At 61.7% G+C, this 13,682-nt stretch carries 7 protein-coding genes; 4 read left to right on the forward strand and 3 right to left on the reverse strand.

Going from position 1 to position 13,682, the window contains the following annotated elements; all coding sequences use genetic code 11:
* Nucleotide 1: 1 nt before the first annotated feature.
* Nucleotides 2-1,036, reverse strand: a complete 1,035-nt coding sequence (gene waaF / locus GIW79_RS03980; RefSeq protein ID WP_089042109.1) for a lipopolysaccharide heptosyltransferase II — start codon at nt 1,034-1,036, stop codon at nt 2-4.
* Nucleotides 1,037-1,257: 221 nt separating this feature from the next.
* Nucleotides 1,258-4,197 (reverse strand): bifunctional [glutamate--ammonia ligase]-adenylyl-L-tyrosine phosphorylase/[glutamate--ammonia-ligase] adenylyltransferase, encoded by a 2,940-nt coding sequence (gene glnE, locus GIW79_RS03985; RefSeq protein WP_236452575.1) that lies wholly within the window; start codon nt 4,195-4,197, stop codon nt 1,258-1,260.
* 383 nt (nt 4,198-4,580) lie between these two features.
* Here glnE and aceE point away from each other — a divergent pair, with 383 nt between their 5' ends.
* The 4 genes from aceE to msrA all read left to right on the forward strand — a co-directional run bounded on the left by aceE (nt 4,581) and on the right by msrA (nt 12,714).
* Nucleotides 4,581-7,226, forward strand: a complete 2,646-nt coding sequence (aceE, locus tag GIW79_RS03990) for a pyruvate dehydrogenase (acetyl-transferring), homodimeric type (protein ID WP_003187985.1) — start codon at nt 4,581-4,583, stop codon at nt 7,224-7,226.
* Nucleotides 7,227-7,237: 11 nt separating this feature from the next.
* Entirely contained in the window at nt 7,238-8,884 is a 1,647-nt protein-coding gene (aceF, locus tag GIW79_RS03995; RefSeq protein WP_054918893.1) for a dihydrolipoyllysine-residue acetyltransferase, read from the forward strand.
* Between the two features lie 416 nt (nt 8,885-9,300).
* On the forward strand, nt 9,301-11,994 hold the full coding sequence (locus GIW79_RS04000) for a putative bifunctional diguanylate cyclase/phosphodiesterase (RefSeq protein WP_034125612.1): 2,694 nt from the start codon (nt 9,301-9,303) through the stop codon (nt 11,992-11,994).
* A gap of 72 nt (nt 11,995-12,066) precedes the next feature.
* Nucleotides 12,067-12,714: a peptide-methionine (S)-S-oxide reductase MsrA gene (msrA, locus tag GIW79_RS04005; RefSeq protein WP_014716620.1), complete on the forward strand. Its 648-nt coding sequence runs from the start codon at nt 12,067-12,069 to the stop codon at nt 12,712-12,714.
* A 127-nt stretch (nt 12,715-12,841) separates the two neighbouring features.
* On the opposite strand, the gene GIW79_RS04010 is transcribed toward msrA, so the two are convergent.
* A complete protein-coding gene (locus tag GIW79_RS04010) occupies nt 12,842-13,678 on the reverse strand; it encodes a 23S rRNA (adenine(2030)-N(6))-methyltransferase RlmJ (protein ID WP_057975420.1) in 837 nt (278 codons plus the stop codon).
* Nucleotides 13,679-13,682: the final 4 nt, after the last annotated feature.

Below are 13,682 nucleotides of genomic sequence, written 5' to 3' on the forward strand. Positions count from 1 at the left end.
CTCAATGAACCTCGACCACGTCGCCCTGCAAACGCTGCAGGGCATCGGTTACCGGCTGGGGCAGCAACTGGCGCAGGCAGTTGTAGTGGCCGAAGCGGCAAGTACGGTCAAAGCACGGGCTGCAATCCAGGCCCAGGCGCACCACTTCGACCTTGTCGGCCAACGGCGGAGTGAAGCCTGGGGATGTGGAGCCGTACACGGCCACCAGCGGACGATTCAGCGCCGCCGCCACATGCATCAGGCCGGAGTCGTTGGACACCACCGAGTCGGCGCACGACAACAGGTCGATGGCCTCGGCCAGGGACGTGTCGCCACTGAGGTTCACCGCCTCTTCACGCAGGCCGGGGATCAAGCGCTGACGAATGTCTTCACCCACCGAATGATCGTTCTTGGAGCCGAACAACCACACCTGCCAGCCTTCGCGGATCTTGGTTTCGGCGACTTTGGCGTAATGCTCCGACGGCCAGCGCTTGGACTCGCCAAATTCGGCGCCCGGGCACAAGGCCAATACGGGCCGATCCAGGGTCAGGCCGAACTTGGTCAGCGCCGCGTCGCGGGTCACCGGGTCGATCTGCAAGCTGGGGCGCGGGTACGGCTTGGGCAGTTCAGCACCCGGCTCGTAGGCCAAAGCCATAAAGCGTTCGATCATCAACGGGTAACGGGCTTTATCCAGGGTGCGCACGTCGTTGAGCAGCACATAGCGAAACTCGCCGCGCCAGCCGGTGCGCTTGGGGATACCGGCAAAGTACGGCACCAGCGCCGACTTCAGCGAGTTAGGCAGCAGGATCGCCTGGTCGTACTGGCCCGCCATGGACTTGCCGATGCGTCGGCGGGTCGCCAACTCCAGGGCACCGTGGCCGAGCGGGAAGCTCAAGGCCTTGCGCACCTCGGGCATGCGCTCAAGGATCGGCCGGCTCCACTCAGGGGCGAGCACGTCGATCTGGCAGTCTGGATAGCGCAGGCGCAGGCACTGAAACAGTGTCTGTGCCATCACCATGTCACCGACCCAACTGGGCCCAACGATCAGAATATTCATGTAGTTTCCACAAACGATGCGGGGAGGCCTATGCCTCCCCGCCTCGATAATGACTGTAGATCGCCGTGCGCCAGGGAGCATCTTTATGTGGGAGCTGGCTTGCCTGCGATCGCATCACCTCGGTATCCCTGATAAACCGAGGCGCCTGCATCGCGGTCAAGCCCGGCTCCCACATCAATCCGCATCCCATATAAAAATTGGCGTCGCCAATCAGTCGAGTTTCAATTTAAGCCCAGCGCCTGCCAGATTCGCATCACCTGTCGCCGCTCGTCGGCGAACTGGTCCCCGGCTACCGTACCGGCCTCGTTCTGCAAAGCCTGGCGGTGCGCGGCTGAGCGATAAGCCTTGTACACTTCACGCAGCAAATGGGCATCGGCGGCGGGCATCAGCCCGACCTGCTCCAGGCCCTCCAGAATGCGGATATTGTCGGTGTAGCGCAGCAACGATGGATGTTGCGCAGACCACGCCAAAGCCGCGTATTGCACCATAAATTCAATATCGACGATACCTCCGGCGTCCTGCTTGAGGTCGAACAGCGCCGTGGCCTCGAAGGCATTGGCGCCCCTGCCGGCCGTCGTGGCCTTGGTGCCCAGGTTGTCACGCATCTTGGCACGCATCTCGCTGACCTCCTGGCGCAGCTTCTCCAAGTCCCGCTCACGCCCCAACACGTTACCCCGTACCTGCTCGAACGCCTGGCCCACATCCTGGCTGCCCACCAGTACCCGCGCGCGGATCAGGGCCTGATGTTCCCAGGTCCAGGCTTCATTTTGTTGATAGCGATCAAACGCCCCCAGGGAACTCACCAACAAGCCCGATGCGCCGGAAGGTCGCAGGCGCATGTCCACTTCATACAGCTGGCCGGAGTTGGTCTGGGTGGTCAGCAGGTGAATGATGCGCTGGCCCAGGCGTGTAAAGAATTGCGCGCCATCGATCGGCTTGGCACCGTCCGTCTCGGCCTGGGGGTCGCCGTCATGGATAAACACCAGGTCCAGGTCCGAACCATGCCCCAGTTCGATGCCGCCCACTTTCCCATAACCGACAATGATGAACCCAGGATCGCACAGGGTGCCGTCCAGTCGCTGCGGCGAGCCGTGACGGGCGACGGTCTGGCGCCAGGCCAGGGCCAGCACTTGTTCAAGAATCGCTTCGGCCAGCCAGGTGAGGTAGTCGCTGACCTTCATCAACGGCAGGCTGCCGGCGATTTCCGAGGCGGCCACCCGCAGGCGGTGCGCCAGTTTGAAATGGCGCAAGGCTTCCATTTGCTGCTCAAGGTCATCTTCGGGAATGCGCGTGAGGCGCTCGCGCAACTCAGCGGCCAGCTCCGGCGCCAGCGGCGGCTTGAACAAGCGGCCTTCGTTGAGCAATTCATCCAGCAGCAGCGGAAAACGGGTGATCTGTTCGGCGATCCAAGGGCTGGCCGCGCACAATGTCAGCAGGCGACGCAGGGCGTCGGGGTTCTCAGTCAGCAACACCAGGTAGGCCGAACGCCGGGCCACGGCTTCCACCAGCGGCAACACGCGCTCCAGTACCAGGTCGGGGTTGGCATGTTCAACGGCCTGGGCCAGCAGGCGCGGGATAAACGCATCCAGGCGCTCACGCCCCAGGCGCTGCATGGCGCGCAACTGCGGGCTGGCACGCAGGCTGGCCAACGCCTTGAGGGCCTTGGGGGCATCGGTGAAACCACCTTCACTCAGTTGACGGCACGCCGCGTCGTCATCCTGGGATTCCTCCCACAGTGGCAACCATTCACCACCGACCACCAATTCGCTTTCTTCGCCTTCTTCCTCATCAGGGTCGGCAATCACCTGGCGAAAGTGCCAGTCCACGCGACCACGCCAGTACATCAGGCGCTCGTGGAACGCGGCCCAGTCACTGAAGCCCAGCATAAAGGCAATGCGCGCCTGGTCTTCGGGCCTGTCCGGCAGCATTTGCGTCTGGCGGTCGGCAATCGCCTGGATCGCATGCTCGGTGTAGCGCAGGAACTCGTAACCGCTGCGCAGCTCGCTGATCACCGCTGCGGGCAAATAACCCTGGCCTTCCAGCGTGCCCAGCACGTTCAACAGCGGGCGTTGCTGCAGGCTGAGGTCGCGGCCGCCATGGATCAGCTGGAATGCCTGCGCGATAAATTCCACCTCACGAATGCCGCCCGCGCCCAGCTTGATATTGTCGGCCATGCCCTTGCGCCGTACTTCCTGCTGGATCAGTTGCTTCATGGTGCGCAGCGCTTCGATGGCCGAGAAGTCCAGATAACGGCGGTAGACAAACGGGCGCAGCATGTCGAGCAGTTGCGCGCCAGCCGCCTGGTCGCCGGCCACCACCCGCGCCTTGATCATGGCGTAGCGCTCCCAGTCCCGGCCCTGGTCCTGGTAGTACTGCTCCAGCGCGTTGAAGCTCAGCACCAGGGCGCCGGCCGAACCGTAGGGGCGCAGGCGCATGTCGACGCGGAAGACAAAACCGTCGACGGTCATCGGGTCCAGGGCCTTGATCAGTTTTTGACCCAGGCGAATAAAGAACTCCTGATTATCCAGGGCGCGCTTCACGCCCACCGTCTCGCCGCCCTCGGGGTAGGCGAAGATCAGGTCGATATCCGACGACAGGTTCAGCTCCACTGCACCGAGCTTGCCCATGCCGAGGATGACCATGTGCTGCGCCTCGCCGCTGCGTGCGCCGGTCGGCGTGCCGAACTGGGCACAATGGCGCTGGTACAGCCATTGATAGGCCTGGTCGATGCAGGCGTCGGCCATGTCGGACAGGTCGCGACAGGTTTGCACCAGGTCGGCCTGGCGTGTGAGGTCGCGCCAGATGATGCGCACCTGCTGGCGCGTACGTTGGCGGCGCAGCACGCGGCCCAGTTCATCTTCTGTTTCGGCCTGTTGCACGGCACCGGCTATCTGGCTGCATAGCTCGCCGGGCGCAAAGCCGCGGTCCAGCTCGCCCCAGGCCACCAGCTCCAGCAACATCAAAGGGTCACGAACACTCTGTTCAATGACGAAATCACTGGCGGCGCACACGCGGACGAAGTCGGCCCACCGTTGCGGCGTCCACGCAGAAAGGCCATGATCGTCATCCAGCGCGGCCACCGCGTCACGAAATGACTGCTCGGCCCGGTTGGCGTAAGGCAACAGAATGGCCGGCAGTTCGGCCAGCGTTGGAAGGCTCATGGTCTATCCTTGATCGGCGTGTAAATGGCGTGTAGTTGTGAAGGCAAGAGCCATGCTCGGTGAAGGACTGTCGAACAAAGGTTAGAAATAGCTGAAATTAAATTAATCTTGGCAGGCAACATCAAAGTTTCACCTTTTCTTGTTCGCAATAGACCAACAATAACGATTATGCTCACCAGCAAGACCGAGCCATACGCTCAGTCTTGTGTAGTTTTACTACTCGTATATACATTCGAAAGGCTGAAATGGCCGACGATTTGTAGTAAAACTACAGGACGCCGAAGCAACCTTCGGCCATCCAAGAATTTATGTCGTCTGCCCACAAGGCCAGTCGCAAACTTCAGGCAACCGATTCTGGTAGCCTTTCCGCCCTGGAGCAAGCCATGCAAGACCTCGATCCCGTCGAAACCCAGGAATGGCTGGACGCCCTGGAATCAGTTCTCGACAAAGAAGGCGAAGACCGTGCTCACTACCTGATGACCCGTATGGGCGAACTCGCGACCCGTAGCGGCTCGCAACTGCCTTACGCCATCACTACGCCATACCGCAACACCATCCCCGTTACCCACGAAGCACGCATGCCTGGCGACCTGTTCATGGAACGCCGCATTCGCTCGCTGGTACGTTGGAACGCCATGGCGATGGTAATGCGCACGAACTTGAAAGATTCGGACCTGGGCGGTCACATCTCCAGCTTCGCTTCCAGCGCAACCCTGTATGACATCGGCTTCAACTACTTCTTCCAGGCCCCGACCGACGAACACGGCGGCGACCTGATCTACTTCCAGGGCCACACCTCGCCAGGCGTCTACGCCCGTGCGTTCATGGAAGGTCGCATCAGCGAAGAACAAATGAACAACTTCCGCCAGGAAGTCGACGGTCAGGGCCTGTCGTCCTACCCTCACCCTTGGCTGATGCCTGACTTCTGGCAGTTCCCGACCGTTTCCATGGGCCTTGGCCCGATCCAGGCGATCTACCAGGCACGCTTCATGAAGTACCTGGAAGCCCGTGGGTTCATCCCGGAAGGCAAGCAGAAAGTCTGGTGCTTCCTGGGCGACGGCGAGTGCGACGAACCGGAATCCCTGGGCGCCATCTCCCTGGCCGGCCGCGAGAAGCTCGACAACCTGATCTTCGTCATCAACTGCAACCTGCAGCGCCTCGACGGCCCGGTTCGCGGCAACGGCAAGATCATCCAGGAACTCGAAGGCGTGTTCCGCGGTGCTCAGTGGAACGTGACCAAAGTCATCTGGGGCCGTTTCTGGGACCCACTGCTGGCCAAGGACGTCGACGGTATCCTGCAACGTCGCATGGACGAAGTCATCGACGGCGAGTACCAGAACTACAAGGCCAAAGACGGCGCGTTCGTTCGCGAGCACTTTTTCAACACGCCTGAACTCAAGGCCATGGTTGCCGACCTGTCCGACGACGAAATCTGGAAGCTCAACCGTGGCGGCCACGACCCGTACAAGGTCTACGCGGCGTACCACGAAGCGGTCAACCACAAAGAACAACCCACCGTCATCCTGGCCAAGACCATCAAGGGTTATGGCACCGGTGCCGGCGAAGCGAAGAACACCGCGCACAACACCAAGAAAGTCGATGTCGACAGCCTGAAGTTGTTCCGCGACCGCTTCGACATCCCGGTCAAGGACGAAGAGCTGGAGAACCTGCCGTTCTTCAAGCCAGAGCCAAACAGCGCCGAAGCCCGCTACCTGAGCGAGCGTCGCAGCGCACTGGGCGGTTTCGTACCACAGCGCCGCGCCAACAGCTTCAGCGTACCGACGCCAGACCTGAGCACCCTCAAGGCTATCCTTGACGGCTCGGGCGACCGTGAAATCTCCACCACCATGGCCTTCGTGCGCATCCTGGCGCAGCTGGTCAAGGACAAGGACATCGGCCCGCGCATCGTCCCGATCATCCCGGACGAAGCCCGTACCTTCGGTATGGAAGGCATGTTCCGTCAGCTGGGCATCTACTCCTCCGTCGGCCAGCTCTACGAGCCAGTCGATAAAGACCAGGTGATGTTCTACAAGGAAGACAAGAAGGGCCAGATCCTCGAAGAAGGCATCAACGAAGCAGGCGCCATGAGTTCCTTCATCGCTGCCGGTACTTCGTACTCCAGCCACAACCAGCCAATGCTGCCGTTCTACATCTTCTACTCGATGTTCGGCTTCCAGCGTATCGGCGACCTGGCCTGGGCCGCTGGCGACAGCCGCACCCGTGGCTTCCTGATCGGCGGTACCGCCGGCCGCACCACGCTGAACGGCGAAGGCCTGCAACACGAAGACGGTCACAGCCACATCCTGGCTGCCACCATCCCGAACTGCCGCACCTTTGATCCAACCTACGGCTATGAGCTGGCGGTGATCATCCAGGACGGCATGAAGAAGATGACCGAAGAGCAGCAGGACGTTTTCTACTACATCACCGTGATGAACGAGTCCTACCAGCAGCCAGCCATGCCGGCCGGTGTGGAAGAAGGCATCATCAAGGGCATGTACCTGCTCGAAGAAGACACCAAGGAAGCGGCGCACCACGTACAGCTGATGGGCTCCGGCACTATCCTGCGTGAAGTACGTGAAGCGGCGAAGATCCTGCGCGACGAGTTCAACGTCGGTGCCGACGTATGGAGCGTCACCAGCTTCAACGAACTGCGTCGCGATGGCCTGGCCGTAGAGCGCAGCAACCGCCTGCACCCTGGCCAGAAACCAGCCAAGAGCTACGTCGAAGAGTGCCTGGCCGGCCGTAAAGGTCCAGTCATTGCCTCTACCGACTACATGAAACTGTTTGCTGAACAAATTCGCCAGTGGGTCCCGTCCAAGGAATTCAAAGTCCTGGGCACCGATGGTTTCGGCCGCAGTGACAGCCGCAAGAAGCTGCGTCACTTCTTCGAAGTCGACCGTCACTTCGTGGTGTTGGCAGCCCTGGAAGCCTTGGCTGACCGTGGTGAGATCGAACCCAAGGTGGTGGCTGACGCTATCGTCAAGTTCGGGATCAACCCGGAAAAACGCAACCCACTGGACTGCTGAGGAGATTTTTTGTGAGCGAACTCATTCGCGTACCTGACATCGGCAGCGGTGAAGGTGAAGTAATCGAGCTGTTTGTGAAGGTCGGCGACACCGTCGAAGCCGACCAGAGCATCCTGACCCTCGAGTCGGACAAGGCGAGCATGGAAATCCCTGCTCCCAAGGCCGGCGTGGTCAAAAGCCTGAAAGTGAAGCTGGGCGACCGTCTGAAAGAAGGCGACGAACTGCTGGAGCTGGAAATCGAAGGCGCTGCTGATGCAGCCCCTGCGGCCGCGGCTCCGGCCGCCGCCGCACCTGCACCTGCTGCTGAAAAGCCTGCCGCTGCCGAGGCTGCTCCAGCCCCGGCCGCTGCACCTGCCGCCGCGACCGTCCAGGACATTCACGTCCCGGACATCGGTTCGTCGGGCAAGGCCAAGATCATCGAGCTGCTGGTCAAGGTCGGCGACACCGTCGAAGCCGACCAGTCGCTGATCACCCTGGAGTCCGACAAGGCTTCCATGGAAATCCCATCGCCGGCTGCCGGCGTGGTGGAAAGCATCGCGGTCAAGCTGGAAGACGAAGTCGGCACCGGTGACTTCATCCTCAAGCTCAAAGTACAAGGTGCTGCGCCAGCCGCCGCACCAGCACCGGCTGCTGCTCCGGCTGCCAAGGCTGAAGCGGCACCTGCCGCTGCTGCCCCTGCTCCGGCCGCAAAAGCCGAAGCTGCGCCAGCCCCTGCGGCTGCTGCGCCTGCGCCAAGCGGTGCCAAGGTTCACGCCGGCCCAGCCGTGCGTCAGCTGGCCCGTGAATTTGGCGTCGAGCTGAGCGCTGTTGCAGCCAGCGGCCCTCACGGCCGTGTGCTGAAGGAAGACGTGCAGGTTTACGTCAAAGCCATGATGCAAAAAGCCAAGGAAGCTCCGGCTGCCGGCGGCGCTACCGGTGGTTCGGGCATTCCGCCGATCCGCACCGTGGATTTCAGCCGTTTCGGCGAAATCGAAGAAGTGCCGATGACCCGCCTGATGCAAATCGGCGCGGCAGGCCTGCACGCCAGCTGGCTGAACATCCCGCACGTGACTCAGTTCGACCAGGCCGATATCACCGACCTGGAAGCGTTCCGCGTTGCGCAGAAAGCCGTGGCCGAGAAGGCCGGCGTGAAGCTGACCGTGCTGCCACTGCTGCTCAAGGCCTGTGCACACCTGCTCAAGGAACTGCCGGACTTCAACAGCTCGCTGGCGCCAAGCGGCAAGGCGATCATTCGCAAGAAGTACGTGCACATCGGCTTTGCGGTCGACACCCCGGATGGCCTGCTGGTACCGGTCATCAAGAACGTCGACCAGAAGAGCCTGCTGCAACTCGCTGGCGAAGCGGCTGCGCTGGCTGCCAAGGCCCGCGACAAGAAGCTCACCCCGGACGACATGCAGGGCGCTTGCTTCACCATCTCCAGCCTCGGCCACATTGGCGGCACTGGCTTCACGCCAATCGTCAACGCGCCGGAAGTGGCGATCCTGGGTGTGTCCAAGGCCACCATCCAGCCTGTGTGGGACGGTAAAGCGTTCCAACCCAAGCTGATGCTGCCACTGTCGCTGTCCTACGATCACCGTGTGATCAACGGCGCCGCGGCTGCGCGCTTCACCCAGCGCCTGAGCCAGTTGCTGAACGACATCCGCACCATCCTGCTGTAAGTCGCAGGGCCTTCCTGTTGCCGGGAAGGCCCTTGCCACACCGATTTCCGAGCGCCACGCTCGTACCTCAACCCCGCCACTTGGCGGGGCTTTTTTTGCCTGTATTTTGTAGGAGCGAGCTTGCTGTGGCGAGGGAGCTTGCTCCCGCTGGAGTGCGAAGCGCTCCCAAGATTTTGGGGCCGCTGCGCAGCCCAGCGCAAGCAAGCTTGCTCGCCACACGCAAGCACCCTACCTGCGTCAACGCACCACCGATCACCCCAATTACAGAAATCCCTTGCGCGGCCGATAACAGGCTTATAGCACTTAGCCTTCATCCTCTCTTGTCACTGCGTCCTGCATGATGCAACCTTGCCGCAGTCGACAGTCAAGAGGGCGTGAGCCCAGCGCAGTGCGCATTTTCCCAAGCGAGTTTCCCCATGAAAAGCCAACCCGATGTCGCCCGTATGGCGGCCGAGGTAGTGACGCAATTACCGGTGCCTTCGCGCCTCGGTATGCTGCGTTTCGAGCGGCTTAATGAGGCAAGCTGGGCCCTGCTCTACCTCGATCCCAATTGCGAACGCCAGTTCGGCCTGCCGGCGGTTGAACTCTGCGCCTTGATCGGCACACCCTACGCCAGCCTGATGGAACCCCAGGCGCGCTACCAGTTGCACGATGCGATCCAGCAGCAACTGGCCCACAGCCCCCATTATCTGGTGCGCTACAACCTGCACACCCATGACGGCCCGCTGAGCGTGCTGGAGATGGGCGAGGCCTACAAACAACATAACCGCCACCTGGTGCGCGGCTACCTGATGGTGGTCGAGGGGCTGTTCAGCGAGACCAGCGCACCCGCCCCGACGGTCGACCTGGAAAACCAGAACAGCCGCCTGCAAATCGCCCTGGAGCTCAACCAGCGAGCGCAGCAGGAGCAGTTGCAACACCTGGAGCGAGTGCGCGCCCAGCAAGAACTGATCCTGCTGCTGGCGCGCCAACGCTACACAACGCCAAATTCCCTGCAAGAAGCCGCTGAACTCATCACGCGCAGCGCCTGCGACATTTACCAGATCGACTGCGCCAGCATCTGGAACCTCGAAGGCCATCATCTGGTACCGATCTCCGCCTATCACCGCGCCGATCAACAACACCATCTGCCCGAAGCCATTGATGCCAGCGGCTTCCCGGATTATCTGGAGGCCCTGCACTCCAGCCGCGCCATCGACGCCACCCACGCCCTGCGCGACCCACGCACCCGGGAAATGGCCGAAAGCCTGCGCGCCAAGGACATCCACGCGATGCTCGACGCCAGCATCCGTGTCGACGGCCAGGTCGTCGGCGTGCTGTGCCTGGAGCAAGGTGGCAGCCCGCGCGCCTGGCAGTCCGATGAGATCGCATTCGCCGGCGAGCTGGCAGACCAGTTCGCCCAGGTCATCAACAACCACAACCGCCGCACTGCCACCAGCGCCCTGCACTTGTTCCAGCGCGCCGTGGAGCAAAGCGCCAACGCGTTTTTGCTGGTCAATTGCGACGGCGTGGTGGAGTACGTCAACCCCAGCTTCACCGCGATTACCCAATACAGCGCCGAAGAAGTCCACGGCCATCGCCTGGCCCAACTGCCAGCTCTGGAGAACCTCAGCGAATTGCTGTTCGACGCGCCTTCGGCCCTGGCCAAAAGCAACAGCTGGCAAGGCGAGTTCAAGAGCCGCCGCAAGAACCTGGAACCGTACTGGGGCCAGCTGTCGATTTCCAAGGTGTATGGCGACAACCGCGAGCTGACCCACTACATCGGCATCTACGAAGACATCACCCAGACCAAGCTGGCGCAACAGCGCATCGAACGCCTGGCCTACACCGACAACCTGACCAACCTGGGCAATCGCCCCGCGTTCATTCGCAACCTCGACGAGCGCTTTGCCCGCGACAGCGACAGCCCGATCAGCCTGCTGTTGGTGGACATCGACAACTTCAAGCGCATCAACGACAGCCTCGGCCACCAGACTGGCGACAAGTTGCTGATCAGCCTGGCGCGCCGCCTGCGCAACAGCTTGAGCAGCGGCGGCAGCCTGGCGCGTTTTGCCAGTAACGAATTCGCGGTGCTGTTGGACGATGCCGACCTTGAGACCGGCCAGCAGGTGGCCAGCCAGTTGCTGACCACCCTCGACAAGCCGATGTTCGTCGACAACCAGTTGATCAGCGTAACCGGTTCCGTGGGCCTGGCCTGCGCGCCGCTGCATGGCCGCGACCCGCAGACCCTGATGCGCAACGCCGGCCTGGCCCTGCACAAGGCCAAAGCCAACGGTAAGCACCAAGTGCAAGTGTTTACCGAAGCGCTGAATGCCGAGGCCAGCTACAAGCTGTTCGTGGAAAACAACCTGCGCCGTGCCCTGACCCAGAACGAGCTGGACGTGTTCTACCAGCCCAAGCTATGCCTGCGCAGCGGTCGCCTGCTGGGCATGGAAGCACTGTTGCGCTGGAACCACCCGGAAAAAGGCATGATCCGCCCCGACCAGTTCATCAGCGTGGCTGAAGAAACCGGGCTGATTATCCCCATCGGCAAATGGATCGCGCGCCAGGCCTGCCGCATGAGCCGGCAATTGACGGCCGCAGGCCTGGGCAACTTGCAGGTGGCCATCAACCTGTCGCCCAAGCAATTTTCCGACCCGGACCTGGTGGCCTCGATTGCCACCATCCTCAAGGAGGAACAGCTGCCGGCCAACCTGCTGGAGCTGGAGCTGACCGAAGGCTTGCTGCTGGAAGCCACTGAAGATACGCGCCTGCAACTGGACCAGCTCAAGAGCTTCGGCCTGACCCTGGCGATGGACGACTTCGGTACCGGTTACTCGTCGCTGAGCTACTTGAAAAAATTCCCCATCGACATCATTAAGATTGATCGCAGCTTTATCCATGAAATCCCGGACAACCAGGACGACATGGAAATCACCTCGGCGGTGATCGCCATGGCCCACAACCTCAAACTCAAGGTCGTGGCCGAAGGCATCGAAACCGCTGAGCAGTTGGCGTTCCTGCGCCGGCACCGTTGCGACGTGGGCCAGGGCTACCTGTTCGACCGCCCGATCCCGGGTGCCGAGCTGATGCAGAGGCTTAAACGCTACCCGCGCGGGCCAATCGCCTGACAGCGCTGTAACACTCGGGCACACTGGCTGTCTGACAATTTACTGTTACTCAACCTGACGAGAGGACTGATCATGGTCTTGCGCTCGGAAATTCTGGTGAACAAAAACGTGCTGCCTACTCAAGAACAAGCGTTGCCTGGTCGTGAAACCCCGATGAAGTTGCCCGAAACGCACTTCGTCAACGGCAACCCACTGCTGGGCCCGTTCCTGGATGATGTCGGCTTTGCGATCTTCGGCCTGGGCTGCTTCTGGGGCGCAGAACGCAAGTTCTGGCAGCGCGACGGCGTGGTCAGCACCGTGGTTGGCTACGCCGGCGGCTTTACGCCCAACCCGACTTATGAAGAAGTCTGCTCGGGCCTGACCGGCCATAGCGAAGTGGTGCTCGTGGTGTATGACCAGGCCAAGGTGAAATACGAAGACCTGCTGAAAATGTTCTGGGAACTGCACAACCCGACCCAGGGCATGCGCCAGGGCAACGACATCGGCAGCCAGTACCGTTCGGTGATCTACGCCACCACGCCTGAGCAACTGGCGGCAGCCAAGGCCAGTGCCGAGGCGTATCAGCAAGAGCTGAGCAAGGCCGGCCTGGGTGAGATCACCACGGAAATCGAAGAGGCCCCGACGGTGTACTTCGCCGAGGCGTATCACCAGCAGTACCTGGCGAAGAACCCCCAGGGTTACTGCGGGATCGGCGGCACAGGCGTGACCTGCCCGATCTGACCCTTGTGCCATGATCATTCCCACGCTCCGCGTGGGAATGCCGTACTGGACGCTCCGCGTCCGCTTTTAACATCGTGACGCGGAGCGTCACAGGCTGCGTTACCACGCGGAGCGCGGGAACGATCGGTTACTCGGCGATCAGCCAATCCATCTGCCAGCCACCCTGGGTCTGGCCCAGTTGCCTGGACAACCATGGCAGCAACTCACGCAATTCCTCTTCCAGGCCCCACGGCGGGTTGGCAATCGCCAGGCCCGAGCCGGTGAGGGTATTGGGCGTGTCCAGCGGATGCACCAGCAACTCCACACGCAGCAGCTTCGGCGCACCGGTACCGGCCAGGTCCTGGTAGAAACGGCGCAACATGCGCTGGTCTTTCACCGGGTACCAGATCGCCGCCACCGTCTGGCGCATACGGCTAACAGCCTCCTTGAGGGACGCGGCGCAACGCTGCATTTCGTCGAGTTTTTCAAACGGCGGGTCGATCAGCATCAGCGCGCGCTTTTCCGGCACTGGCAGCAAGGCCCGTGGCACGTGCCAGCCTTCGCCCAGGTGCACTTTGACGCGGCGATCACCCTTCATGTTGTCCTTGAGCAGCACGCCATCTTCAGGGTGCTTCTCGTTGAGCAACACACGGTCCTGGGGCCGCGTGAGGCGGCGCGCCAGTTCCGGCGAGCCCGGGTAGTAGCGTAACTGGCCATCCGGGTTCATCTCGTGCAACACGCGCATGTAGTCGGCGGTGAGCGGCGGCAGGTCGCTTGCGCCCCACAGGCGGGCGATGCCTTCCAGGTACTCACCGGTGCGGTTGGCCTGGTCGCCCTGCAAGTCATACAAGCCAATGCCTGCGTGAGTGTCGAGGTAGGCGAACGGCTGTTCCTTGCGCGACATCAGGGCGATGAGGCGGGTCAAGGTCAGGTGTTTGAAGACATCGGCATGGTTGCCGGCGTGAAAGGCGTGACGATAATTCATGGTT

It is taken from the genome of Pseudomonas sp. PA-7-1E, assembly GCF_021605325.1.
GTDB classification, from domain to species: Bacteria; Pseudomonadota; Gammaproteobacteria; order Pseudomonadales; family Pseudomonadaceae; genus Aquipseudomonas; species Aquipseudomonas fluorescens_BV.

What these genes read in the sequence shown, in the direction of transcription:
- waaF (WP_089042109.1), bottom strand. Translation starts at nt 1,036, where the DNA reads ATGAATATTCTGATCGTTGGGCCCAGTTGGGTCGGTGACATGGTGATG.
- glnE (WP_236452575.1), bottom strand. Translation starts at nt 4,197, where the DNA reads ATGAGCCTTCCAACGCTGGCCGAACTGCCGGCCATTCTGTTGCCTTAC.
- aceE (WP_003187985.1), top strand. Translation starts at nt 4,581, where the DNA reads ATGCAAGACCTCGATCCCGTCGAAACCCAGGAATGGCTGGACGCCCTG.
- GIW79_RS04000 (WP_034125612.1), top strand. Translation starts at nt 9,301, where the DNA reads ATGAAAAGCCAACCCGATGTCGCCCGTATGGCGGCCGAGGTAGTGACG.
- msrA (WP_014716620.1), top strand. Translation starts at nt 12,067, where the DNA reads ATGGTCTTGCGCTCGGAAATTCTGGTGAACAAAAACGTGCTGCCTACT.
- GIW79_RS04010 (WP_057975420.1), bottom strand. Translation starts at nt 13,678, where the DNA reads ATGAATTATCGTCACGCCTTTCACGCCGGCAACCATGCCGATGTCTTC.